The following is a 23,480-nucleotide window of genomic DNA, read 5'->3' as shown; positions in this document are numbered from 1 at the left end:
ACATGGCTTCCTCGATTCGCTCTCGCTATCTTATCGTCGGAGCTCTTTTATTCCTTCTGGGATTTTCATTGGCTGTTTTTGCAGCGCCAGTTTCGGTGACTGATGATCGAGGCGTTGTAGTGGTGTTTGATAAACCACCTCAGCGCATTGTGAGTCTGCTACCTTCCCTCACCGAATCTGTTTGTGCTTTAGGTAAATGCAGCGCTTTGGTTGGTGTTGATCGATTCTCCAATTGGCCAAAATCAATTCAGGATTTGCCTAAGCTAGGTGGCATGGGTGAAATCAATATCGAGCGCATTGTGCAGCTCAAGCCAGATGTTGTATTGCTAGAGAAAGCCTCTCCGGTGATTACTCGATTAAATGGCTTAGGCATCAACACATTTGTACTAGATGTTAAATCGATGAGTGACGAGGAACGCGCCCTTCAGAAGCTAGATCTTGTATTAGGGACCTCCGAGAGCGGTCGAGTATGGAATCAAATCCAGAAAGAAATCCTGCGCGCTAATAAACAGCTATCAACTAAGGGTGAAAGTATTCGCGTGTACTTTGAAGTCAATCCTGCGCCCTTTGCCGCTGGCAGCACCTCTTTTATTGGTGAAATTCTGACTCAATTGGATTTGGTGAACATCATTCCAAAATCGCTTGGTCCATTTCCAAAAATTAATCCTGAGTTTGTGGTGCAGGCTAAACCCGATGTCATTCTCCCGACTGAATCAACGGCAGCTGATATTCAGAAGCGTCCTGGATGGAATTCCATTCCAGCAGTTTCTAAGAACCGAATTTGTGTGTTTACCGGCCAACAAAATGATGTCTTGGTTCGCCCTGGACCACGCATGGGAGAGGCTGCACTAATTATTTCCGCTTGCATCCAAGAGAAAATGTCATCATCTCGGTAATGCAAAAAAATCATTTTCTTGGCAAGTTATCAGGACTCCTCATTCTGAGCGCGGCTCTAGTGTTGCTTGGGACCCTGCTTGGAAGCGTAGGTTCCAGTTGGAATTTGCCAGGATCGGATCAAACTATTTTGTTTGACATTCGACTTCCGCGATCATTGGGCGCCTATCTTGCTGGAGCTCTACTGGGACTTGCTGGCGGTATTGCACAAAGCCTATTTCGTAACCCCTTAGCCGATCCCTATCTCCTTGGGAGCGCATCTGGCGCACTGCTTGGTGTGAGTAGCATTCTTTGCTTTGCCTATCTTGGTAACTCTTGGATGGAAATCATTGGGTTTAATGGTGGCGCATTCCTTGGGGCGCTAATTGGCGTTCTCGCCTCACTAGTTTTAGCTGGCGGATATCGCAGCTCCTTGCGCCTCTTATTGTCCGGAGTGGTGATTAGCGTGATCTTAGGCGCAGCAAATTCTTTATTTACATTCATACGCCCGGATCTATTTCAAAGTATTCAATCTTTTATGCTGGGCAATACAACGCTGCTGAATTGGTCTGGTGTCGAGATTATGGCGATTGCATTATTAATTTGCTTTTTAATCACTCTCATCATCAGCCCTGCACTTGACGCGTTATCACTCGGAGAAAATACTGCCCGCACCTTAGGCTTGCCACTAGACCAACTACGTCTGGTTTTGATTGGCGTTCTTGCGCTTGGAACTGGCTGCGCTGTTGCGCAAACTGGCTTAGTAGCATTTGTTGGGTTGGCAGCTCCGCACTTAGTCAGAAAGCTTTCTGGTGGGCGGCAAAGAATTCAACTTGTATTCTCCTGCCTGGGCGGTGGCATCTTATTACTGAGCTCAGATTTGATTGCACGCACTCTCTTTGCGCCAATTGAAATTCCAGTTGGCGTTGTGACATCGGTCTTAGGCGGCATATATTTACTGGTTCTACTGAGAAGCACCTCTATTGGAGCGCGCTCATGAAAATCTGCCAACTCAATGTATATAGAGGCCCATGCGCCGTCCTCTCTGACCTGAATTTAGATATTCCCCAGGGAAAGTGGACTAGCGTCATTGGACCTAATGGTGCAGGTAAATCCTCCCTCCTACAAGCAATGATGGGCTTACTCAAGCGTGATGGGTTAATCACAATTGATGAGGTCAATCTTTCATCATTCACTCACAAGGATCTTGCGAAGAAAATAGCTTGGCTTGATCAAGCTTCAAACACTGCAGATGAATTTGGCGACTCTCTTAGTGTGTATGACACCGTTATGCTGGGACGTCTACCTCATCAAGGTTGGCTGCACCTGCCTTCTAAGACCGATCACACCGTAGTTGAGCAAGCTTTGCGACATACTGATGCCTGGCATTTACATCAACGCCCGTTGCATCAGCTATCAGGGGGCGAACGTCAGCGAGTCTTATTGGCCCGTCTTCTTGCCGTGGACTCGGACATCCTCCTGATGGATGAGCCACTAGCCAATTTAGACCCACCTCATCAAGCCGATTTCTTAAAATGGCAAGGTAATCTGCTGGCGCAAGGTAAAACCTTGGTAACGGTGCTGCATGAAATCCATTTTGCGCTCCGAGCCGACCATGTGGTCATGCTCAATAGGGGCAAACTGCATTTTCAAGGGTCAAGTCAAGATCCTGCAACCCATCAAGCCCTCATAAGCTTATTTGATGGCCGTATTCACCTAGAAAAGCTTGGCAGTGATTGGATAGCTTTACCCAATTAAGCCCAAAATCGGAGGTTTCACAAAGCTTTTCCCTGAGGCTACAATGCCTATATGACCGAGTACACCCCTCACGTCCCAAGCGACTCCACTGAATCTGATTCGATAGCTGTATCACTACAGAGGCTATCCAAGAAAATTCAACTGATCTCCGATGCCGTTAAGGCGCTACATCAAGATCGCAGCCAGCTTGAAACGAAAATTGAGAATGCACAAAAACGAATACAGCATATTTTAAGTCGTCTGCCAGAACAAAGTGACGGACGTCAATTGAACTTACTCGGCGAGCCCGTGACACCAACCAATCCAGAGGATGACAATGAGCCAACAACGCATTGAAGTAACCCTCGCCGGTCAAAAGATCACATTAGCAACCAGCGCTGAACATGAGCCATTACTTCGCGCAGCATGCACATTAGTGGACGAACAAATTCAGCTGGCAATTAACGGTGGTAACCGCAGCATTGAGCGCGCCAGCATGATGGCTGCACTTAAGATTGCTGGCGATCTTATTAAGTTGCAAACAACACCCCAACAAAATACTGCGCAGAGCACATCCTCCACCTCCAATCCCGAAGAGGTTGCTCGACTCCAGAATGAAATTCATACTCTGGAAGATCAAGTGGATGCTCTGATGCAAAGCCTTTCCCTGCCTGGTTCGCCAAGGCCAATAGCTCCTTGAACCGATGCGCAAGCATCAGGAACGATCTTTACACTGTGGGCGTGAGCGTTTTGAATCTTCACAGTGGCAGCTTCGCGCTGTTCACTCCCTGAACTTCTTAATGCACCCGAAGCAGAGTAGCCGTTCCACCTTGAACCTTAGGGTTCAGGATGACGGCCTAGCGGCTAAGGCGGGGAATTCATGTCAATAACCGATATCGCAATGCTGATGTTGTGTGGAAGCATATCTGGCTTCCTAGCAGGACTCCTGGGTATTGGTGGCGGCATGATTTTGGTACCCTTCATGATTGTGGTCTTTAATCATTTAGGATTCGGTCAAAATGTCATCGTACATATGGCCATCGCAACTGGGATGGCAACCATCCTCTTTACAACTACCTCAGCAATCTGGGCGCATCACAAACACAACTCTATCGATTGGAAGTTGGTGGCATCACTCAGCCCAGGTCTAGTGATTGGCAGTCTTGTTGGCGGTAGTGAGATTTTTGAAGCAATCAATACCTCTTGGCTATCTCTATTCTTTGCCATTTTTATCATCTACACGTCGATACAAATGATCATCAATAAAAAACCTGCGGCCGGAAGAGATTTGCCAGGAACCCTTGGACTTTTCTCATTCGGAGCGCTAACAGGAGTGATTGCCAGTTTGGTTGGCGCAGGCGGAGCATTTATTACCGTGCCATTCATGCTTTGGTGTAATGTAAAACCACATACCGCTATGGCAAGTTCTTCGGGATTAGGATTTCCGATTGCGGCTGCAGCCACGATCGGTTACATGCATGGAAGCTGGGGCAACCCCAACCTTCCCGCAGGCTCACTGGGTTTTGTTTATGTTCCAGCAGTACTCTGCATTGTGGCGGTCAGTATATTCACCGCCCCGCTTGGCGCAAAAATGGCCAGAAAACTCAATGTAGCTCAACTCAAACGCATCTTTGGTGTGATGCTGTTTATGCTTGCGGCCTTCATGTTTAATGAAAGCCGCAAGGCATTCGGTTTCTAAGCCAGTATTTTCTGCTGTTAGCTGGTGTATTGCTGACGCAGAATATTCTTCTGCACTTTACCCATAGCGTTACGGGGCAAGTCAGCAACAATCTCTAAACGCTTTGGAATCTTGAAATTCGCAATTTGCGTTTTGAGTGTGGCGATCATTGCTTGCGCATCTAATTTAGCGCCTGCTTTTGGCACTACTACCGCGATTACCGCCTCACCAAAGTCTGGGTGTGGAATACCGATCACAGCACTTTCATCTACGCCGTCCATGTCATCAATAAAGCTCTCGATTTCTTTTGGATAGACGTTATAGCCACCAGAAATAATCAGATCCTTGCTGCGACCAACGATGCAGAGGTAGTCCTTAGGCGCTTTACCGCCATTGGCATCACCACCCCAGCGACCGACGTCACCAGTCTTAAACCAGCCGTCATTGGTAAATTCCTCAGCGGTTTTTTCTGGCATGCGCCAGTAGCCCTTGAATATATTTGGACCCTTAACCTGAATGCTGCCGATTTCATCAACACCACATGGCTTATTACCCTCATTCACCACGCGAACTTTGACGCCCGGTAAAGGCAAGCCCACTGATCCACCTACGCGATTGCCTTTGTATGGATTAGAAACCAACATCACGGTCTCACTCATGCCATAGCGCTCAAGAATCGGTTGGCCAATCAACTCTTTGAAAGAATTAAATGTTTCAGTCAGCAAGGGCGCGGAGCCAGAAACAAACAGACGCATATTGCGTGCAACGTTTTTACTGAAACCCTTATCTGCAAGTAGGCGTACATAGAACGTTGGTACACCCATCATCACAGTGGAGTTCGGCATGTGATGAATTAATTGCGCAGTATCCAATCGTGGCAACCAAATCATTTTGCTGCCGTTAATTAATGCACCATGCGCAGCCACAAATAATCCATGAACGTGGAAGATCGGGAGTGCATGCAATAAAACATCGCCTTTTTTCCAACCCCAAAACTTCTGTAGCACTTGAGCATTGCTTCCCAAGTTTTTATGGGTCAACATTGCGCCTTTGCTGCGGCCAGTTGTGCCGGAGGTATACAAGATTGCCGCCAAGTCATCATCTTTAACGGCGACTGTTTTGAACTTATCGCTTTGACCAGCAGAGCGCTCCAATAGAGTGCCCTTGCGATCTTCATCCAAAGTAAAGACATGCTTAGTGCCAGCCTTAAAAGCAACCTTAGATACCCAGGAGAAATTCTTGCTACTGCAAACTACGACTGCAGGCTCAGCATTCTCTAAGAAGTATTGAATTTCTGCTGCTTGGTAAGCGGTATTCAGAGGCAGATAAACGTAGCCCGCCTTAATAGTAGCGAGGTACAGAAAGAGCGCTTCAGGAGATTTCTCAACCTGCACCGCAATACGAGATCCTGCGGGTAGTTTGAGACTCTTGAGAAGGTTCGCCATTTTGGCAGTAGCGCGCTCTAGATCACTCCAGGAGTAATACAACCCATCATGCGTTTCTAGTGCACATGCCTGCTTATCTTTTGGAAAACCTTTTTCCAATAAGGAATATAAATTCATTAGAGCCTCAAATCCAAACCAGTAAATTAAATCAAATTGTTAATCAAGCTTTGCGCCAGAGGCCTTAGCCACTGCAGCCCAACGCTTAATGTCTGCGGATACAAATTTGCCAAAAACATCACCAGTCAAAGTTGGTGTATCTGAACCGTTATTGGTCCAAATTGTTTTCAACTCAGGGGTATTGAGTGCTTTTTGCACCTCAGCAATCATCTTGTCAACGATAGGCTGAGGAGTTCCCTTAGGAGCAAACAGGCCATACCAAGTTGACACCTCGTAGCCCACTAAACCAGCCTCGGCCGCTGTAGGTACATTTGGAAATGCAGCAGAACGCTTCTGTGATGCAACCGCTAAAGCAACGATTGAACCATTTTTGATTTGTGCTGCTGATGAGCCTAAACCATCAAACTCCACATCCACCTGGCCTGCAATCAGGTCTTGCATAGCCGGGCCTGCACCGCGATAAGGAATATGGGTAATAAAGGTCTTGGTCAACATTTTGAACTGCTCGCCAGCCAAGTGATGTGAAGAGCCATTACCAGCACTAGCGTAGTTGAACTTGCCTGGATTCTTTTTCAAGAGCTCAATAAATTCTTTTAAGTTTTTAACTTGAACATTCTTTGGGTTCACCACGATGACTTGAGGTGGGCTAGCAATCATTGCAACTGGGATAAAGCTTTTCTCAATGTCGTAATCCAAGTTTGGATACATGGAAGGAGCGATTGCATGATGAGCTGCACCAACAAAAAAGCTATAGCCGTCTGGAGCTGCTTTAGCAGCCAAGGATGCACCCAATGTACCGCCAGCGCCGCCACGGTTATCGATGATGATTTGTTTGCCCAACTGCTTTGTTAGTTGCGCAGCCAAAGGACGGGCAAAGGCATCAGTACCCCCACCAGCAGGAAAAGGCACAACAAAAGTAATGGGTTTGTTTGGCCACTCTTGAGCCATTACGGCAAGGGGGGCTGCGCAAATTAAAAACAGCGCTTTTTTCAAGGTGCTCAATGAGAATACAGAATTGCTGTTTGTTTTAGTAAACATGCTTGTCTCCTTTATCTTTTACCAACTATTGCGTTGGTTTTGTTTTCACAACTAACTATTAACCCCTGATTCTAAGGGGACTTCCGCTTTTCAGCAGAAGTTAGCCCTAGCTTTAACACTAGGGCGCCATTAAGCGACCTACGGCTTTGGAATACACAATTTCACCATTGGCGAAGCGTTCATGATTATCTTCCACGCTTCCTAAGTCATACAGGTAATTCACCATCAGGCCAGCAGACTGGCGTAATCCTTTGCGGGATAAATCACCCGCCCAGTTGATTAAATGGAGTTTCGCGCCGTTTCCAAGATGAAATTTCGCTACCGGATTACCATCGCGCGCAGTTGAAGCGAGGCCTAAATAGATGCCTGCTAAGCATAACAACGCCTCTTTTTCCTTCTCAGAAGCCAGATCAGGATGCCAGCCCCCAGCTAAGCTCTCGCTCCATGATTGACTCTCAAGCTTTAACACTGCTAATGCAGTATCTCTGGCTGCCTTGAGGTTCGGCTTTAATCTTTCAGACGGCACACCTTCACCCAAATTAGCGCCTGCAGCAACCCAATCCATAAATCCTGGAATCGGCGACAACGTGACAAATGTTTTTATTCCGGGAAATTCAGCATGTAATTGCTCTGCTACCCGCTTAATTAAAAAGTTACCCATCGACACACCACGAAGCCCAGGCTCACAGTTGCTAATCGAATAGAAAACGGCAACCTTGTATTGAGAGGTTTGATCCACTACATCCGCCCTCTTGTCCACTAACGGAGTAATCACCGTTGGAATCTCAGGCAAGAGCGCAACCTCAACAAAAATAAGAGGTTCGCTAGGAAGCTGAGGATGAAAGAAAGCGAAGCAACGACGATCTGGCTGGAGGCGACGACGCAAATCATCCCAACCATCAATAGCATGTACTGCCTCATGCTTAATGAGCTTCTCGAGCACCTCAGCCGGAGATTTCCAGTCAACCCGGTGCATTTTTAGAAAGCCTGGATTGAACCATGAGGATAGGAGGTGGCGTAAATCAAAATCGACTGCAGCTAGCTCTGGTTTTTTATCAAGTAATTGCAATAAATCTCGGCGCATTTCTACTACAGCGGCAGTGCCTTGACTTGCGCGATTAAGACGACGAAAAAATTCTTGGCGAGGAGACTCGGAAACTTTTTGCAATTGGATGTAATTGCGCGCACTGGAATCAGCAACAAAATTTTGCGCCGCTTTCAACACCGCGTCAGCCTGAGGATTTAGCTTTTCAAAAAGAAAAGTGAAGAAAGATACGTACTGATCTTTAGTTAATTTACGATAGTTATTGACCACGTCATCAGCCATGCTGAGCGCGTTCGATTCGCCCCTCTCGGATATCAAACGCTTAATAGCATTATTTGCCTTGGACAAATTTCGAGCTTTGGTTAACTTCTCAAGCATGGATGTCTTTCAATTGAAGTGAAAATAGTCAGAAATTGGGCAAATTCATCAAAAACCTGATGCTTCATGGGGAATCTAGCCAATCTTAAGGAATTGACTACAAAAGACCCAGAAAAACTGTTTTTAACTACTGATAGCTGCCGTTTTTCGCATTTACTCTAACTATAAGGTAAATTCCGAAAATGATCATGGGCAGAGAAAGCCACTGCCCCATGGATAGGCCAAGGCCCAAGAGACCCAAGAAGGCATCAGGCTCACGGGCAAATTCTGCCAAAAAGCGGCAAAGCCCATAGCCCAACAAAAATAATCCTGAAACTTGCCCCACCCGACGTGGCTTGCTGGAATAAATCCAAAGGATGATGCCTAAGCAAATTCCTTCGCCAAAGAACTGATAGATCTGAGAAGGATGTCGGGGTATGGAGTCAACCATTGGAAACACCATGGCCCAAGGCAAGTCTGTCGGCCTACCCCACAACTCACCATTAATGAAATTGCCTAAGCGACCAAATGCCAAACCAAAAGGCACCAGTGGTGCAACTAAGTCACTCACCACAAAAAATGAAACCTTGCGACGATAAGCAAACCAAAGTAAGGCCAGCAAAACACCGAGCAGTCCACCATGAAAGGACATGCCACCTTCCCATATCTTGAAGATGCTCAGAGGGTTTGCAAAATAGTAAGCAGGCATATAAAACAGGATGTAACCCAAACGACCGCCAAGCACTACACCCAAAACGCCGGCAAACAAAAGATCTTCAAGGTCTTTATATGACCAACCTAAAGATTGATAGCGTGCAGCGCGTATGCGCAGACGACCTAGCAACAAAAATTGAGCAAAGGCCAAGAGATACATCAAGCCATACCAATGAATGGCAAACGAGCCAATACGAATTGCGGCAGGATCAAATTCTGGATGAATCAGCATACTTGGTAGCGGCTAATCATCACGCTTTAGATTGATCAAAGTTATGCAACTCATGACCTAAGTCACGGTAGGCCTTATAGCGCTCGCGACCTGCAAGGCGCTCTGCTTCATTGATAGTCACCACCTCAACGAGACGAGGAAAGCGTGCAAGCAACCCTGGAACATCAGATGGCATACGCATTCCCAAATGAATCAGAACGTCTGCATGTGGTAACTGAGATAAAGCTGGTGACAAGAAATCATCTGTCAGCAAAATGGGTGTATCCATTGCCGCCTCATCATCAATAAAACAATGGGGCAAGAAATCCACCGCACTAAATGCCCATAGAAGCTCATCTAGCTTTTTGAGATCCGCCTTCTCACCCACCATCACGATATGACGCACGGGTTCGCCAGCGGGTGTAGTACTCCAGATCTTGCGTGTTAAGCGACAGGCGTATTCCAGCTTATCGCTAACGTTGCTATGAAAATCAATGCGGGCCATCAGCGCTGTCTTCTACTTTTGTTCTAGCAAGTAATTTACGAGCAATGGCACTGGGCGACCAGTTGAACCTTTAGCGGCGCCACTTTTCCAAGCGGTACCAGCGATGTCTAAGTGAGCCCATTTATATTTTTCGGTAAAGCGCGATAAGAAGCAGGCTGCAGTAACGCTACCCGCTGGGCGTCCGCCAATATTGGCCACATCTGCGAAATTAGATTTAAGTTGTTCGTGGTATGCCGCATCCAAAGGTAAACGCCATACGGTATCTAAAGAAGCATGGCCCGCCTTAGTAAGTGCACCGACCAAACCCTCGTCATCAGAGAACACGCCGCTATGCACGTGACCCAATGCAATCATGCAAGCACCCGTTAAAGTAGCCACATCAATCACAGCCTTAGGCTTAAAGCGCTCTACATAAGTTAGGGCATCGCACAAGATCAAGCGACCTTCAGCATCCGTATTCAGAATCTCAATTGTTTGTCCAGACATACTTTTCACAATGTCACCTGGACGAGTAGCTTGGCCAGATGGCATATTTTCACAAGTCGGAATGACGCCAATGACATTCTTTTTCAACTTCATCAGGGCGGTTGCATACATCGTTCCAATCACAGATGCAGCACCACACATGTCGTATTTCATCTCATCCATAGCTTCACCAGGCTTCAAGGAAATTCCGCCGGTATCAAACGTAATTCCCTTGCCTACCAACACAATCGGTGCCTCGCCAGCCTTGCCGCCTTGGTGTCGCATCACAATAAATTGTGGCGGCGTATCCGAACCCTTAGCTACAGATAAGAATGAGCCCATACCCAATGCTTCAATTTGCTTGCGACCTAAAACTTCAACCTTAAGTGCAGTCTTTTTGCTTAGGCCTTGCGCCGCTTTTCCTAAGTAAGTTGGCGTACAAATATTCGGAGGCAAATTACCCAAGTCTTTGGCTAAGTTCATGCCCTCCACCATTGCTGCACCCTCTGGTACAGCCGCCTTCAACTCTTTCGCACAAGTGTCGTTGCCTGCAAAAATGAGATGAGTAAAAGTATCTGCCTTATCTTTGGCCTTGAATTTCATGGCAGGTTGTCGCACTCCAAAGCGATATGCCTGATCACCAGCATATTGAATCGTCAGGCGCACCTCTTCGGCGACGAACTCAGCACGGTGCCCCAAAGCAAAACTGGGGATAAACCACAAAGCACTTTGAATGGAGCCGCCACTTAACTGCTTTAATGCGGCGCGAGCAATTTTTGAATAGGCATTGAGGCTACGTGCGCCAGCAGGAGCAACATCTCCCAGGGATACCAAAAGTATGCGCTTAACCTTTGCGCCAGAGGTTGCCCAGGATTTTTCAGCACGAATTACACAGGTAGAGGCTGACTGACCATCAAGATCGCCCACCAAATTTGCGTGGGTGATCGAGCCACCAAGCAAGCGATCCAATTCGACTAAAAGTCCTAACTTGGACTTGCCAGCCGATAAAGCGTCTAAATCTACCTTTGAGTAGGCCAAAACCAGACAATCGGAGCTCTGTGCCAATAGAGTACTTAGGCTCGCCTTAAGTTGTTTGGGGTTATTTAGATCGGCTTGCGCGAAAATCTTGGTGCTAAATTGAATAGTCATAATGTCTTACGGTATTTTTAAGTCAATTCAAGGGAAAAAATGGGTGTTTATCCATTATCCTCCGAGATGCAGGTTCACATCTTAAGCGAGCCCATAACAGCCAACTCACCATCTATTCATGATTTTTCACCAAGCCCTTCGCCGCGAACTCAGTTTTACGACTGGTGGTGTTTTTTTGGTCTTAGTAACCATCATGATTACCACCCTAGTCATCCGAATTCTGGGCTTTGCAGCAAATGGCGCAGTAAACCCAGAAGATGCCCTAGTTCTCATAGCGCTAGCGACTCTTGGCTACATGGCTGTATTGCTGACGGTCTCTCTATTTGTGGCCGTCCTAATAGTGCTCGTGCGTTGGTACAAAGATTCCGAAATGATTGTTTGGTTTGCTAGCGGCCTCAGTATTGCCAGCCTAATTCGACCAATCCTACGTTTTGCGACACCCCTCATCATCATCATCGCCCTATTGGCTCTCTTTGTTTGGCCTTGGGCTAATCGTGAATCCACCCTGATTAGTCAAAGATTTCAGCAACGTAGTGACGTTTCTATGGTTGCCGCAGGTCAATTTAAAGAGTCAGCTAAAGCGGAGCGCGTATTTTTTATTGAGGAGTTAGATGTCGATAAAAGCGAAGTGAAAAATATCTTTGCCGCTGAAACCAAAAATGGTCGACTGAGTGTCGCTGTTGCCTCTACTGGATTTATTGAAAGAGCACAGGGGGGTGGCAAATCCATCGTACTCAATCATGGTCGCCGCTATGAGGGAGTGCCCACGCAACCAGATTTCAGAATTCTGGAGTTTGCTGAGTACAGCACTCACATTCAAAGCAAAAGCGTCCTCGATCCAGCTCCACGCGATCGCGAAAAAACAGTCTCCGAACTCTGGAACGATTCCAACCCCGGCACCATCAATCCCAATCGCGCTGAATTACTTTGGCGTATCGGTTTACCGTTGATGGCTTTGGGGCTAGTGTTAATTGCGATACCGCTTGCCTACGTCAACCCAAGGCTTGGTAACTACACCGCGATGTTTTATGCGGTACTGATTTACCTCATCTATAGCAACCTTCTCAACCTCACACAAAACTTTGTATCACAAGGGAAAGTAAATGTTTTTGTAGCAGCTTGGCCCATACACGCCCTGGCCTTTAGCATTGCCTTCCTACTCATTCGCAATCGCATCAACCCTTCGCTGAAGTGGTGGCGCCGTCAACTTCCTTCATTCTTGGCTAATAGATGAAATATCTATTCCCCTACATATTTGAACGTTACTTAGCGAGGCAGATCTATGCTGCCTTTGGCTTCATCCTATTTGCCTTGGTGGCACTGTTTTTATTTTTTGACATCCTCAGCGAGCTTGGTTCGGTAAAGGGTCAATACACCCTGCCATTAGCGCTCCTGCATGTTTTATTAAAAGCTCCAAGTCGCATTTCCGAGATCATTCCCATCGCCGGTTTGATTGGAAGTATTTATGTATTTGCGATGCTAGCAAGCCAGTCCGAGTTCACGATCTTGCGCATTGCTGGACTAGATATACGCAGAGGCTTAACTACTTTAGCCAAAATTTCATTACCTTTAGTTGTTCTGACGCTCGTCATGAGTGAATGGCTAGGACCCTATACCGAGAATCTGTCAGAGCAGATTCGCATGAAGGCTTTAGGTTCATCTTATAGCTCCCAATTTAAAACCGGGGTGTGGGTAAAAGATCGTTTACGAGATGAAGACGGTAGCGGGCCAATTAGGCCGGGAGTTCGTTATGTCAACGTTGGCAAGATCGAACAAGATAACGAAATTAAAAATATTCGCATGTATGAGTTTGATGATGCGTATCGCCTACTCTCTATTCGTAGCGCAGTTTCCGGACGCTTTGATCATACGGGAACCTGGATTCTGGACGATGTCACCGAAACTCGCTTTAAAGAAACTAAACAGACTGATCCACTGAACCCAGTCTATTCAGCACAGACTTTTGTGCACCCGATCGTCAGCCTGAATTCTGAAGTCACACCTCAAATTTTGAGCGTACTTTTAGTCAGCCCAGAAAAAATGTCGATCTTTAGTTTAGGTCGCTTCATTTCGCACTTAAGGGATAACAAGCAAGACGCCCAGCGTCACTCAATTGCGTTCTGGAAAAAAGTAATCTACCCATTTACGATCTTCGTTATGCTGACCTTGGCACTGCCATTTGCGTACCTCAAGGTTCGCGCCGGTAGCGTTGGCATCAAGGTGTTTGGCGGCATCATGCTAGGCATGAGCTTTCAACTCTTTAACTCCCTCTTCTCGAATGTTGGGCTATTGGGTTCTTGGCCCGCACTGCTTACCGCCCTAACACCACCATTGCTTTATTTCATCTTGGCGATTGTGGGTTTACGCTGGGTATCTAGAGCTTAATACCTCAAAATCATATAGAATTTCATTTCTATATCGCAGTTGATATAACGAATGGAATTCATATGAATCTGCACCAATTTCGATTTGTTCGCGAAGCCGTAAGACAGAACTTCAACCTAACCTCTGCCGCTAAAGCGCTCTTCACCTCCCAGCCTGGGGTCTCTAAGGCCATCATTGAGTTAGAAGATGAGCTGGGTGTAGAAATATTCCGACGCCATGGTAAACGCATTCGCTCGCTCACCGAGCCAGGCAAACGCATCCTTGCCTCTATTGAACGCATTCTGGATGAAGTGGAAACTTTAAGAAGGGTTGGCAAAGACTTTGCCAGTCAAGATCAAGGTAACTTCGTCATTGCCACCACTCATACACAGGCCCGCTACGCTTTGCCAAAGGTGCTGACTGAATTTACTAAACGCTTTCCAAAGGTTCGGGTCAGCATTCAACAGGGAAGCCCAGGACAAATTGCGGAGCTACTGATTCATGATCGTGCGGATATTGCAATTGCAACCGAAGGCATTGCCAATACTCCTGGCGTACTGGCACTTCCAGGCTACCAATGGCAACATGTTGTCATGGTGCCACTGAGTCACCCACTGCTCAATCAAGCAACAATTACCCTAGAAGAAATTGCGAAGTACCCACTCATCACCTACGACAAAGCATTTGCGGGTCGCAGCAAGATTGATGCCGCATTTGGGCAACGCAATCTCAGTCCTGACATTATTTTGGAAGCGATCGATGCGGACGTGATTAAGACTTACGTCGAAACTGGAATGGGTGTGGGCATTGTGGCTGGATTAGCCTACGATGCAGATCGAGATCGCAATCTCCGAGTTATTCCAGTTGGGGACTTATTTGGCAACAACGTAACGCATTTGGGTGTCAAACAAGGAGCTTACTTACGCTCTTTTGTATACACCTTCATCGAACTATTCTCACCAACGCTCACGAAGAAAATCGTTGAGCAAGCCATGAATAGCGAGTCGGAAACTTACGAGATTTAAGATTTAGAGCATCTCGGCGCGTAAATAACGGCCTATTGGAGATGGTGCCCCGGGGCGGACTTGAACCGCCACGCCTTGCGGCACCGGATTTTGAGTCCGGCACGTCTACCAATTCCATCACCGGGGCAGGTGTTTGCAGAGGAAAAACTGCATTGAAGCTTACTAAGAGGTGAGAGTGTAACAAAAAAGTTGTAGTACCCCCATTCCTGGCCTCAGAAGCCCTTAAAATGAGGTCTTCAAGCCACATTACTCAAAAGGACTTACCCGTATGGCCGGCCATTCTAAATGGGCCAATATTCAGCACCGCAAAGGTCGTCAAGACGAAAAGCGCGGCAAGATTTGGACCAAACTCATCAAAGAAATCACGGTTGCAGCTAAATTAGGCGGCGGCGATATCGCCACGAACCCACGTTTACGACTGGGAATCGATAAGGCAAAAGATGCCAATATGCCCAATGACAACGTTCAGCGGGCAATCCAACGCGGTACAGGCTCACTCGAGGGCGTGAACTACGAAGAAATTCGTTACGAAGGTTATGGTCTCAATGGAGCTGCCATCATCGTTGATTGCTTGACTGATAACCGCACCCGCACCGTTGCTGAAGTGCGCCATGCGTTTGCAAAAAATGGTGGCAACATGGGTGCCGAGGGTTCAGTTGCTTTTATGTTTAAGCACTGCGGTCAAATGCTATTCGCCCCAGGCACCAATGAAGATCAACTCATGGAGATCGCCCTAGATGCTGGTGCTGAAGATGTTATTACCCATGATGATGGATCACTTGAGGTACTCACACCAGTACCTGACTTTTCTAAAGTACAAGACGCGCTCACCCAAGCAGGCTTAAAAGCAGAACTTGCCACAGTGACAATGCGCCCAGAAACTGAAACTGAGTTCGAGGGCGAGCAAGCTGAAAGCATGCAAAAACTATTGGATGCCCTTGAGAACTTGGATGATGTTCAAGAAGTATTTACGAACGCATCCTTGTAAGTCATCGAATTTATAAATCCTATTTATTAACTTATTTCTTAGCTCGTCATGAAAATTCTTTTAGTTGGATCCGGTGGTCGTGAACATGCATTGGCATGGAGGCTGGCTCAATCCCCACAAGTTCAAACCGTCTATGTAGCACCTGGTAATGGCGGTACTGCCACAGCGAAACACGCTGCTGCGGGAATTGAAAATCTCCCCATCTCCGGCCTTCAAGAGCTCGCGGACTTTGCCAAGCGTGAAAAAATTCATCTCACAGTAGTGGGTCCTGAAGCCCCACTAGCCGCAGGCATAGTAGATGTATTCCGCAACAATGGATTGCGCATCTTCGGGCCAACCCAACTAGCTGCTCAATTGGAGTCCTCAAAAGATTTCTCCAAAGCGTTCATGAAACGACATGGCATTCCAACCGCGGAATATCAAACCTTCTCTAGCGCATTAGAGGCTCACGCTTATATTGATGCAAAGGGTGCGCCAATTGTGATCAAGGCTGATGGTCTTGCCGCTGGCAAAGGCGTAGTTGTAGCCATGGATTTAGCAGAAGCGCATGCGGCTGTCGACAGGATGCTCGCTGACAACAAGTTAGGCAATGCAGGAGCACGCGTTGTCATTGAAGAATTCCTCACTGGAGAAGAGGCCAGCTTCATTGTGCTCGTCGACGGTAAGCATGTTTTAGCCTTAGCTACCAGCCAAGATCACAAGCGTTTACTCGACGCTGATCAAGGCCCTAATACCGGCGGTATGGGCGCTTACTCCCCTGCTCCAGTTGTCACTCCAGAAATTCATGCGCGCGCTTTACGTGAAGTCATCATGCCTACTGTTAAGGGCATGGAGGCTGACGGCATTCCTTATACCGGCTTCCTCTACGCAGGTCTCATGATTTCTCCAGACGGCAAGATTAAGACTTTGGAATTTAACTGTCGCATGGGTGACCCAGAAACACAGCCAATCATGGCCCGCCTGCGTAGCGATCTAGTAAACGCTCTCGATCATGCCGTTAATGGCACGCTCAATGAAGTGGAGTTAGATTGGGATCGTCGCACAGCATTAGGCGTAGTGCTCGCAGCCCATAACTATCCGGATACCCCACGCAATGGTGATGTCATTACCGGCATACCCGCCGATACTGAAGATCAATTGACTTTTCATGCTGGTACCAATCTTCAAGATGGCAAGCTTCTTACCTCGGGTGGTCGTGTGATGTGTGTAGTAGGCCTATCAGATACTGTTCGTGGTGCGCAACAAAAAGCATACGACGCTATTTCTCAGATCCAGTTTGATGGCATGCAATATCGCAAAGATATTGGCTATCGCGCAGTTAAATAACTTCAGCAATTCATCACATCCAATACGAAGATCTTTAAACCTTGTCATCCACTGAACATACTCAAATTGATATTGCAGCCCTAAAGAATTACTTTTTAGGCCTGCAAGATCGCATTACTACTGCAATGAGTGCACTTGATGGCAAAGCCTTTATGGTGGACGCCTGGGAAAAGCCAGAGGATAGCAAGTTAAAGGGTTATGGACGTACCTGCATTCTGGATGGTGGCAATATTTTAGAAAAAGGTGGTGTGGGCTTTTCGCATGTCCGTGGCGATCAAATGCCGCCTTCAGCATCCCACCATCGCCCAGAAGTTGCAGGGCGCAGCTTTGAGGCAATGGGTGTTTCTTTGGTATTTCATCCAAACAATCCTAAGGTACCAACCACCCATATGAATGTGCGCTGTTTTATTGCGCAAGCTCCCGGCAAAGAGCCGGTCTGGTGGTTTGGTGGCGGCTTTGATCTCACACCTTATTACGGCGTTGATGAGGATTGCAAACACTTTCATCAAACAGCAAAAGATGCTTTGGATCCTTTTGGTGAAGATCTATACCCACGCTTTAAAAAATGGTGTGATGAATATTTTTACCTAAAGCATCGTGAAGAGCCTCGCGGAATTGGCGGCGTCTTTTTTGATGACTTTAATGATCTTGGCTTTGAACAAAGCTTTGCCATGACGCGCGCAGTTGGTGATGCATTCATTGATGCTTACTTGCCGATTGTGGAGCGTCGCTATAAAGACAGCTTTACTGCCGAAGAAAAAGCATTTCAAGAATATCGTCGTGGTCGCTATGTGGAATACAACTTGATATTCGACCGCGGCACCATTTTTGGCTTGCACTCTGGTGGACGCACTGAGTCTATTCTGATGTCCATGCCGCCAGTAGTGCAGTGGTGGTACAACTGGCAGCCGAAGCCAGGAACACCTGAAGCAAAGCTTTACGACCACTACCTTAAGCCACGTGACTGGCTAGCCTAACTTGAGCTCAGCGCATTTGGATACTCCAAAAAAAATTGGCATCTTGGGCGGTACATTTGACCCGCCACATCTTGGCCATCTCAAGCTGGCTACACATTTTGCAAAGGTCTTGCATCTTGATGCCTTGCTACTAATCCCCAGTGGTGAGCCTTGGCAAAAAGATACTGGCATCACTTCTGCAGAAATCCGCCTACAGCTTACCGAAGCTGCAGGTATTGATCTAGCGAGAGCATTTCTCTATTTACAAATCCCCACTCAAATTGGCGTTGATCGCATCGAAATTGATCGTGCAGGTCCGAGTTATGCCATCGACACTGCAAAAACCCTGAGAGAACGTTTTGGACCTGATATCAGCCTGACTTGGTTAATGGGTGCTGACTCCCTTCTAAATCTCCCTTCCTGGAACTCCTGGAATCAATTGCTAGGCTTTGTAAATTTCGCTGTAGCCAGCAGGCCTCACCATGAGATTTCTGCAGAGATGGGTCCTGAAATTGAGGCTTTATTGGCAAATCATCAATGTATGGACCCGGATACCCTTGAAAAAAGCCGATTTGGCCGCATCTACCTAGATAACACTCTTTCAGTAGACCTTTCATCAACCGAGTTGCGAAATCAGCTTAAAAGCACTTTTCGTAGCCCCATTGCCTCCGAGCACATTCCGTCTCACGCTTTAGAAATCATCACAAATCTAGGTCTGTATAAGTAATCAGGCTAAGATCACCCCTATATATAAAAAATCTCAGAAAAATATTAAAGAAACTATGGACTTAACAAAATTACAACGTGTTGTGATCGATGCCCTGGAAGATGTCAAGGCACAAGATATTCGTGTTTATGACACCACTAAGCTCAGCGAGCTATTTGATCGCGTGATCATTGCCACCGGCACCTCTAATCGCCAGACCAGATCTTTGGCCATGTCAGTTAAAGAGGCCGTCAACGCTAAAGGTGGCGAAGTCATCTCAGTCGAAGGTTTGGAGACTGGTGAGTGGGTGCTCGTCGATTGCGGCGATATCGTGGTTCATATTTTGCAACCTGCATTGCGTGCCTACTATCAGCTTGAAGGCATGTGGGGCGCTAAGCCAATACGCGTCAAATTAGCAGCAGACAAGGGACTTGTGAAAGCAAGCGAACCTGACGACGAAGAGTAATGCTTTAGTAATGCGCTTAACGATTGTTTCTGTTGGTCACAAAATGCCAGAATGGGTTGCAACTGCAACCCATGATTACATTAAGCGCATGCCCGCTGATTGCAGTATTGAAATCAAAGAGATCAAACCTGATCTCACTCCAGCCAAAGAAGCTATAAAAATTGCAGCCGCCATTCCAAAAGGATCTCGCGTCATTGCGCTTGATGAGCGCGGCAAGGATCAAACCACTCAAAATCTAGCTACGCAGTTAGCAAACTGGCGTCAAGAAGGTTTTGACATCACTTTTTTAATTGGTGGCGCCGATGGATTGGATCCCAACCTAAAAGAAGGCGCGCAAGCGATGTGGCGCCTGTCGAGCCTGACGCTGCCCCATGCTATGGCAAGAGTTTTGTTGGTAGAACAACTCTACCGAGCTTGGACTATTTTGCAAGGCCACCCCTATCACCGAGAGTAGGTCATTGATGTTTTCTTATATTTACCTTGCCTCACAAAGTCCACGACGCCAAGAGCTGCTCAAACAAATTGGCATCCAGTTTGAGATGCTGATTGCGGCACCAGGCGAAGATACAGAAACCCTTGAAACCCCCATCCCCAATGAGAAAGCACGTCAATATGTTGAGCGAGTTACTTTTGCCAAAAGTGCTATTGCATTAGCGAGATGGCAAAACAGCGGAAGGTCATGGGCACCCATTCTGTGTGCAGATACCACCGTCAGCTTGCCCGGCAATCCAGACGGTGAAATCCTTGGAAAACCCACAAATGCTGATGATGCCGCACGCATTCTGAAAATGCTCAGCGGCAAAGTGCATGAGGTACTTACCGCAGTTGTTCTCACAGTCGATCCCCAAACCAATCCCCTTTGTTTAGTGCAAGTTTCCGAAGTGGAATTTGCCCACTTAACCGAAGCGCAAATTGATAACTACATTCAGAGTGGCGAGCCTTTTGGTAAGGCTGGTGCGTATGGGATTCAGGGTCTTGGGGGAGCTTTTATTCCCTCAATTAAAGGTAGCTATAGCGGTATCATGGGATTACCCATTTTCGAAGTTAACCAATTATTGGATTTCGCCAAAGTTGCCCGTATATGAATGAAGAAATTCTGATCAACATTACACCCCAAGAAACACGGGTGGCATTAATTCAGCAAGGCGCCGTTCAAGAGCTGCAGATTGAGCGCACCCGTCAACGCGGCATCGTCGGTAATATCTATTTGGCTAAAGTAGTGCGCGTACTACCCGGCATGCAGTCTGCCTTCATTGAGATTGGCTTAGAGCGCACTGCATTTATGCACGTTGCGGATATCACCCAGAACAATCCTCAAGCTCAAATTGAAAAGTTGCTCTTTGAAGGGCAAAATGTTTTAGTCCAAGTTCTTAAAGATCCTTTGGGAACCAAAGGTGCACGACTTACAACCCAACTTAGTATTGCCGGCCGAAACTTGGTTTATCTTCCACCAGCCGGCACGGATGCAGCCTCTGAGAAGTATATTGGCATATCCCAAAGAATTGATCAGCCCAAAGAGCGCGAAGCAATTAAGGCGCGCCTTGCTGGACTGATGCCAGCCGATGAAAAAGGTGGAATCATTGTGCGTACTAGCGCACAAGACGCCAGCGACACCGAACTTGAGCGCGATATGCTTTACCTACGCACCACCTGGGAGAAGATCAGAGAAGCTGTGAACTACAAGACTGCCCCTAGCTTGCTTTACCAGGATCTCAGCTTAGCTGAACGCGTATTACGTGACGTTACCGGTGAAGAAACTACCCAAATCCGAGTTGACTCAGCCGAGAACTTTGAAAAGCTAAAAGGTTTCGCTACGCTCTATATGCCCAACCTCTTGGAGAAGTTGACCCTACATCGTGGCGAACGCGCCTTATTCGATTTGTTTGATGTGGATGCTGAAATCAATAAAGCACTTGGCAGAAGAGTTGATCTCAAATCAGGTGGCTACCTAATGATTGACCAAACAGAGTCAATGACTACGATTGATGTCAATACTGGAAGTTACGTCGGCGCACGCAATCTAGATGACACGGTATTTAAAACTAATCTTGAGGCTGCTCAGGCCATTGCTCGTCAACTCCGTTTACGCAATCTTGGCGGCATCATCATCATTGACTTTATTGATATGCTGAGCAGGGATCATCAAGAATCCGTTTTGCACGAACTCAATCGCAATTTAGAGCGCGATCATGCTCGCACTTCAGTAAGCGAATTTTCCTCATTAGGTTTGGTGGAGATGACGCGCAAACGCACTCGAGAATCCCTCGCCCACATCACCTGTGAACCCTGCGCTACCTGCCAAGGTAAGGGCGAAGTCAAAACAGCGCAGACTGTTTGCTACGAGATTTTGCGGGAGATTGTGCGAGAGCATCGCCAATTTAATCCCAGGGAATTTAGGATTGTTGCCGCACCCGATGTCATCGATCTCTTCCTTGAAGAAGAAAATCAATTTTTGGCGCAGCTAGGCGACTTTATTAGCAAGCCCATCAAGCTTCAAGCTGAAGGCAGCTTTCGCCAAGAACAATACGATATCGTACTTAGTTAGACATTCGAAAACTGGATACGATGCAGGTTGGCGTACAAGCCATCTTTAGTAAGTAGTTCCTTATGCGTGCCATTTTCGATAACGTTGCCATGCTCCAATACCACAATGCGATCAGCATGCTCAATGGTTGATAAGCGGTGAGCAATTACTAAAGTAGTTCGTCCAGCCATCAGGCGCTCCAAAGCATCCTGCACTTGACGCTCAGACTCAGAATCTAGAGCTGAAGTTGCCTCATCCAAGATCAGGATAGGCGCATCTTTATAAATCGCCCTCGCAATCGCTAAGCGCTGGCGTTGACCGCCGGATAAACGATTACCGTTATCACCAATTTGCGTATCAATACCTTCAGGCATTTCTTTCATGAGAGTGCTTAAGTTAGCTGCCTCAAGCGCCTCCATCACACGCCCCCGGTCGATACCTTCTGGGCCTACAGAGCCATACGCAACGTTTGCCGCAATACTGTCATTAAATAAAATGACATCCTGACTTACAAAAGCAATTTGCTTGCGCACATCCGCCAGAACAATATCCTCAAGCGGAATATCGTCCAAGAAAATTTGTCCGCTAGTGGGCTTAAAGAAACGCGGCAGTAAATTAACCAACGTAGATTTACCACCCCCAGATGGGCCGACAAAAGCGACTACTTCACCAGGCTTAATGTTCAAATTCACACCAGTGAGGGCATCTTTACGCCCAGCTTCTTGCTGATAGGAGAAGCCAACATCTTCAAATCGAATTCCGCCTTTAGTCTTGCCCAAGGACTTCATATTTTCTTTGCGGGATTCATCTTCCTCAAAGGGTTGATCCATAAGAGAGAAGATCATTTCCGCAGCAGTTAAACCGCGCTGCAATGGCTGATTAATATCCGCCAAATGCTTAATTGGCGAAATCACCAACATCATGGCGGTAATAAATGAGGCAAAGCCCCCAACCGTAGTGCCTTCAGAGGCGGACTGCATTAAGGCGATTACCAATACGATCGATAGCGCCATAGAGGCGATGAGTTGAGTAATGGGCTGATTCAAGCCTCCAGCCACCGCTGACTTCAAAGCAAACCGGCGCAAACGCTCGGCCTTATCCATGAAGCGACGCATTTCATATTGTTCTGCGCCATGCACTTTCACAATCTTGTACCCAGCCGCAGATTCCTCAACGATATAAGCCAATTCACTTGTCAGCGTCTGCTGCTCACGATTTAAAGTTCGCAGGCGCTTGTTAATCTTGCTCATGATGAAGGCAATGATGGGAAAGATTACCAACACCACCAAAGTCAGCTGCCAATTTAAATAAATGAGATAGCCAATTAAACCAACTACAGTGAGCGAATCCCGGACCAAGCTAATCAACATGCCGCCCATGACGGTGAGGACGTTGTTTACCTCAAAAACCACTGCATTAATTAAATTAGACGCGGGGTTCTTTTGGAAAAAAGTAGTTGAGGCATTCAAAAGCGTCTGAAACATCTGCTCACGTAATTTGAGCAACACCGAATTAATGACGCGAGTCAGCAAATAATTGGATAGAAACTGGGCCAAACTGCGAATAAGTGCTAAACCCACCAAAAAAACCGGCACCTGCCAGAGCTTGCTGTTGAGCTGTCCAGTAAAGCCCCGGTCCAATAATGGCTTCATTAGGGCTGGAATAGAGGTTTCAGCGCCAGCGACTAGGGCCATAGCTAGTAAAGACCCAATAATCATCCAGATATGGGGCTTCAGATACTGAATTAAGCGATTTAAGGCGGTACGGTCTTGAGCGTTCATATAATGAATT

The 23,480-nt window shown here is 46.9% G+C and carries 22 protein-coding genes, 1 tRNA gene, 1 other RNA gene and 2 pseudogenes; 18 read left to right on the top strand and 8 right to left on the bottom strand.

Going from position 1 to position 23,480, the window contains the following annotated elements:
• Positions 1–2: 2 nt before the first annotated feature.
• The 7 genes and pseudogenes from ACIQZ3_RS06240 to ACIQZ3_RS06210 all read left to right on the top strand — a co-directional run bounded on the left by ACIQZ3_RS06240 (position 3) and on the right by ACIQZ3_RS06210 (position 4,309).
• Positions 3–896 (top strand): ABC transporter substrate-binding protein, encoded by an 894-nt coding sequence (locus tag ACIQZ3_RS06240; RefSeq protein ID WP_397391348.1) that lies wholly within the window; start codon positions 3–5, stop codon positions 894–896.
• Positions 896–1,873: a FecCD family ABC transporter permease gene (locus ACIQZ3_RS06235; RefSeq protein ID WP_397391347.1), complete on the top strand. Its 978-nt coding sequence runs from the start codon at positions 896–898 to the stop codon at positions 1,871–1,873. Before ACIQZ3_RS06240 ends, ACIQZ3_RS06235 begins: the two co-directional genes overlap by 1 nt.
• Complete coding sequence (locus ACIQZ3_RS06230; protein WP_397391345.1) at positions 1,870–2,631, top strand: ABC transporter ATP-binding protein; 762 nt, start codon at positions 1,870–1,872, stop codon at positions 2,629–2,631. The genes ACIQZ3_RS06235 and ACIQZ3_RS06230 overlap by 4 nt, the downstream gene beginning before the upstream one ends.
• A 51-nt stretch (positions 2,632–2,682) precedes the next feature.
• On the top strand, positions 2,683–2,967 hold the full coding sequence (locus ACIQZ3_RS06225) for a hypothetical protein (RefSeq protein ID WP_397391343.1): 285 nt from the start codon (positions 2,683–2,685) through the stop codon (positions 2,965–2,967).
• Positions 2,942–3,172 (top strand): annotated as a pseudogene (locus ACIQZ3_RS06220) (cell division protein ZapA); the annotation flags it as partial. The gene ACIQZ3_RS06225 and the pseudogene ACIQZ3_RS06220, both read left to right, overlap by 26 nt.
• A gap of 99 nt (positions 3,173–3,271) precedes the next feature.
• A non-coding RNA gene (gene ssrS, locus ACIQZ3_RS06215) (6S RNA) lies at positions 3,272–3,490 on the top strand.
• Entirely contained in the window at positions 3,491–4,309 is an 819-nt protein-coding gene (locus ACIQZ3_RS06210; RefSeq protein WP_397391341.1) for a sulfite exporter TauE/SafE family protein, read from the top strand.
• A gap of 17 nt (positions 4,310–4,326) precedes the next feature.
• Here the strand turns inward: ACIQZ3_RS06210 and ACIQZ3_RS06205 are convergent, their stop codons facing one another.
• From ACIQZ3_RS06205 to ACIQZ3_RS06180, 6 genes are all read right to left on the bottom strand, one after another.
• Complete coding sequence (locus tag ACIQZ3_RS06205) at positions 4,327–5,850, bottom strand: malonyl-CoA synthase (protein ID WP_397391339.1); 1,524 nt, start codon at positions 5,848–5,850, stop codon at positions 4,327–4,329.
• A 39-nt stretch (positions 5,851–5,889) separates the two neighbouring features.
• Positions 5,890–6,888 (bottom strand): Bug family tripartite tricarboxylate transporter substrate binding protein, encoded by a 999-nt coding sequence (locus ACIQZ3_RS06200; protein WP_397391337.1) that lies wholly within the window; start codon positions 6,886–6,888, stop codon positions 5,890–5,892.
• Positions 6,889–7,006: 118 nt separating this feature from the next.
• Positions 7,007–8,311 (bottom strand): malonyl-CoA decarboxylase, encoded by a 1,305-nt coding sequence (locus ACIQZ3_RS06195; RefSeq protein WP_397391335.1) that lies wholly within the window; start codon positions 8,309–8,311, stop codon positions 7,007–7,009.
• Between the two features lie 127 nt (positions 8,312–8,438).
• Positions 8,439–9,236 (bottom strand): prolipoprotein diacylglyceryl transferase, encoded by a 798-nt coding sequence (gene lgt, locus ACIQZ3_RS06190; protein ID WP_397391333.1) that lies wholly within the window; start codon positions 9,234–9,236, stop codon positions 8,439–8,441.
• 19 nt (positions 9,237–9,255) lie between these two features.
• A complete protein-coding gene (locus ACIQZ3_RS06185) occupies positions 9,256–9,720 on the bottom strand; it encodes a DNA polymerase III subunit chi (RefSeq protein ID WP_397391331.1) in 465 nt (154 codons plus the stop codon).
• A 12-nt stretch (positions 9,721–9,732) separates the two neighbouring features.
• Entirely contained in the window at positions 9,733–11,328 is a 1,596-nt protein-coding gene (locus ACIQZ3_RS06180) for a leucyl aminopeptidase (protein WP_397391376.1), read from the bottom strand.
• 124 nt (positions 11,329–11,452) lie between these two features.
• Here ACIQZ3_RS06180 and lptF point away from each other — a divergent pair, with 124 nt between their 5' ends.
• The 3 genes from lptF to ACIQZ3_RS06165 all read left to right on the top strand — a co-directional run bounded on the left by lptF (position 11,453) and on the right by ACIQZ3_RS06165 (position 14,723).
• Positions 11,453–12,568 carry an LPS export ABC transporter permease LptF gene (gene lptF / locus ACIQZ3_RS06175; protein ID WP_397391329.1) on the top strand — a complete coding sequence of 372 codons (1,116 nt, stop codon included), beginning with the start codon at positions 11,453–11,455 and terminating at the stop codon, positions 12,566–12,568.
• A complete protein-coding gene (gene lptG / locus ACIQZ3_RS06170; RefSeq protein WP_397391327.1) occupies positions 12,565–13,719 on the top strand; it encodes an LPS export ABC transporter permease LptG in 1,155 nt (384 codons plus the stop codon). The genes lptF and lptG overlap by 4 nt, the downstream gene beginning before the upstream one ends.
• A gap of 62 nt (positions 13,720–13,781) precedes the next feature.
• Positions 13,782–14,723 (top strand): CysB family HTH-type transcriptional regulator, encoded by a 942-nt coding sequence (locus ACIQZ3_RS06165; protein ID WP_397391325.1) that lies wholly within the window; start codon positions 13,782–13,784, stop codon positions 14,721–14,723.
• A 42-nt stretch (positions 14,724–14,765) separates the two neighbouring features.
• On the opposite strand, the gene ACIQZ3_RS06160 is transcribed toward ACIQZ3_RS06165, so the two are convergent.
• Positions 14,766–14,850: transfer RNA gene (locus ACIQZ3_RS06160), tRNA-Leu, on the bottom strand.
• 141 nt (positions 14,851–14,991) lie between these two features.
• Between ACIQZ3_RS06160 and ACIQZ3_RS06155 the strand changes: the two genes are divergently transcribed.
• The 8 genes and pseudogenes from ACIQZ3_RS06155 to rng all read left to right on the top strand — a co-directional run bounded on the left by ACIQZ3_RS06155 (position 14,992) and on the right by rng (position 21,710).
• Positions 14,992–15,711: a YebC/PmpR family DNA-binding transcriptional regulator gene (locus ACIQZ3_RS06155; protein ID WP_397391323.1), complete on the top strand. Its 720-nt coding sequence runs from the start codon at positions 14,992–14,994 to the stop codon at positions 15,709–15,711.
• A 48-nt stretch (positions 15,712–15,759) separates the two neighbouring features.
• A complete protein-coding gene (purD, locus tag ACIQZ3_RS06150; protein ID WP_397391321.1) occupies positions 15,760–17,037 on the top strand; it encodes a phosphoribosylamine--glycine ligase in 1,278 nt (425 codons plus the stop codon).
• Between the two features lie 65 nt (positions 17,038–17,102).
• A complete protein-coding gene (gene hemF, locus ACIQZ3_RS06145) occupies positions 17,103–18,014 on the top strand; it encodes an oxygen-dependent coproporphyrinogen oxidase (protein WP_397391374.1) in 912 nt (303 codons plus the stop codon).
• Between the two features lie 16 nt (positions 18,015–18,030).
• On the top strand, positions 18,031–18,720 hold the full coding sequence (locus tag ACIQZ3_RS06140; protein WP_397391319.1) for an adenylyltransferase/cytidyltransferase family protein: 690 nt from the start codon (positions 18,031–18,033) through the stop codon (positions 18,718–18,720).
• 55 nt (positions 18,721–18,775) lie between these two features.
• Positions 18,776–19,162 (top strand): annotated as a pseudogene (gene rsfS / locus ACIQZ3_RS06135) (ribosome silencing factor); the annotation flags it as partial.
• Positions 19,163–19,175: 13 nt separating this feature from the next.
• Complete coding sequence (rlmH, locus tag ACIQZ3_RS06130; RefSeq protein ID WP_397391317.1) at positions 19,176–19,619, top strand: 23S rRNA (pseudouridine(1915)-N(3))-methyltransferase RlmH; 444 nt, start codon at positions 19,176–19,178, stop codon at positions 19,617–19,619.
• Positions 19,620–19,626: 7 nt separating this feature from the next.
• Positions 19,627–20,250 (top strand): Maf family protein, encoded by a 624-nt coding sequence (locus ACIQZ3_RS06125; protein ID WP_397391315.1) that lies wholly within the window; start codon positions 19,627–19,629, stop codon positions 20,248–20,250.
• Positions 20,247–21,710, top strand: a complete 1,464-nt coding sequence (gene rng / locus ACIQZ3_RS06120; protein ID WP_397391313.1) for a ribonuclease G — start codon at positions 20,247–20,249, stop codon at positions 21,708–21,710. Before ACIQZ3_RS06125 ends, rng begins: the two co-directional genes overlap by 4 nt.
• On the opposite strand, the gene msbA is transcribed toward rng, so the two are convergent.
• The gene (gene msbA / locus ACIQZ3_RS06115; RefSeq protein WP_397391311.1) at positions 21,707–23,470 is read right to left on the bottom strand and encodes a lipid A export permease/ATP-binding protein MsbA; all 1,764 of its coding nucleotides are present in this window, start codon (positions 23,468–23,470) and stop codon (positions 21,707–21,709) included. The genes rng and msbA overlap by 4 nt on opposite strands.
• Between the last annotated feature and the right edge of the window lie 10 nt (positions 23,471–23,480).

This window comes from Polynucleobacter sp., assembly GCF_044342855.1.
Classification (GTDB): Bacteria; Pseudomonadota; Gammaproteobacteria; order Burkholderiales; family Burkholderiaceae; genus Polynucleobacter.
Note: the sequence above shows the minus strand (reverse complement) of the source record. Positions and strands in the feature narration are given on the sequence as shown.

Coding starts and splice junctions, on each gene's coding strand:
- ACIQZ3_RS06205 (WP_397391339.1), bottom strand. CDS start 5,850: ATGAATTTATATTCCTTATTGGAAAAAGGTTTTCCAAAAGATAAGCAG.
- lptF (WP_397391329.1), top strand. CDS start 11,453: ATGATTTTTCACCAAGCCCTTCGCCGCGAACTCAGTTTTACGACTGGT.
- ACIQZ3_RS06210 (WP_397391341.1), top strand. CDS start 3,491: ATGTCAATAACCGATATCGCAATGCTGATGTTGTGTGGAAGCATATCT.
- rng (WP_397391313.1), top strand. CDS start 20,247: ATGAATGAAGAAATTCTGATCAACATTACACCCCAAGAAACACGGGTG.
- ACIQZ3_RS06185 (WP_397391331.1), bottom strand. CDS start 9,720: ATGGCCCGCATTGATTTTCATAGCAACGTTAGCGATAAGCTGGAATAC.
- ACIQZ3_RS06235 (WP_397391347.1), top strand. CDS start 896: ATGCAAAAAAATCATTTTCTTGGCAAGTTATCAGGACTCCTCATTCTG.
- ACIQZ3_RS06240 (WP_397391348.1), top strand. CDS start 3: ATGGCTTCCTCGATTCGCTCTCGCTATCTTATCGTCGGAGCTCTTTTA.
- lgt (WP_397391333.1), bottom strand. CDS start 9,236: ATGCTGATTCATCCAGAATTTGATCCTGCCGCAATTCGTATTGGCTCG.
- ACIQZ3_RS06165 (WP_397391325.1), top strand. CDS start 13,782: ATGAATCTGCACCAATTTCGATTTGTTCGCGAAGCCGTAAGACAGAAC.
- ACIQZ3_RS06230 (WP_397391345.1), top strand. CDS start 1,870: ATGAAAATCTGCCAACTCAATGTATATAGAGGCCCATGCGCCGTCCTC.
- ACIQZ3_RS06155 (WP_397391323.1), top strand. CDS start 14,992: ATGGCCGGCCATTCTAAATGGGCCAATATTCAGCACCGCAAAGGTCGT.
- ACIQZ3_RS06225 (WP_397391343.1), top strand. CDS start 2,683: ATGACCGAGTACACCCCTCACGTCCCAAGCGACTCCACTGAATCTGAT.
- rlmH (WP_397391317.1), top strand. CDS start 19,176: ATGCGCTTAACGATTGTTTCTGTTGGTCACAAAATGCCAGAATGGGTT.
- purD (WP_397391321.1), top strand. CDS start 15,760: ATGAAAATTCTTTTAGTTGGATCCGGTGGTCGTGAACATGCATTGGCA.
- lptG (WP_397391327.1), top strand. CDS start 12,565: ATGAAATATCTATTCCCCTACATATTTGAACGTTACTTAGCGAGGCAG.
- ACIQZ3_RS06200 (WP_397391337.1), bottom strand. CDS start 6,888: ATGTTTACTAAAACAAACAGCAATTCTGTATTCTCATTGAGCACCTTG.
- msbA (WP_397391311.1), bottom strand. CDS start 23,470: ATGAACGCTCAAGACCGTACCGCCTTAAATCGCTTAATTCAGTATCTG.
- ACIQZ3_RS06195 (WP_397391335.1), bottom strand. CDS start 8,311: ATGCTTGAGAAGTTAACCAAAGCTCGAAATTTGTCCAAGGCAAATAAT.
- ACIQZ3_RS06125 (WP_397391315.1), top strand. CDS start 19,627: ATGTTTTCTTATATTTACCTTGCCTCACAAAGTCCACGACGCCAAGAG.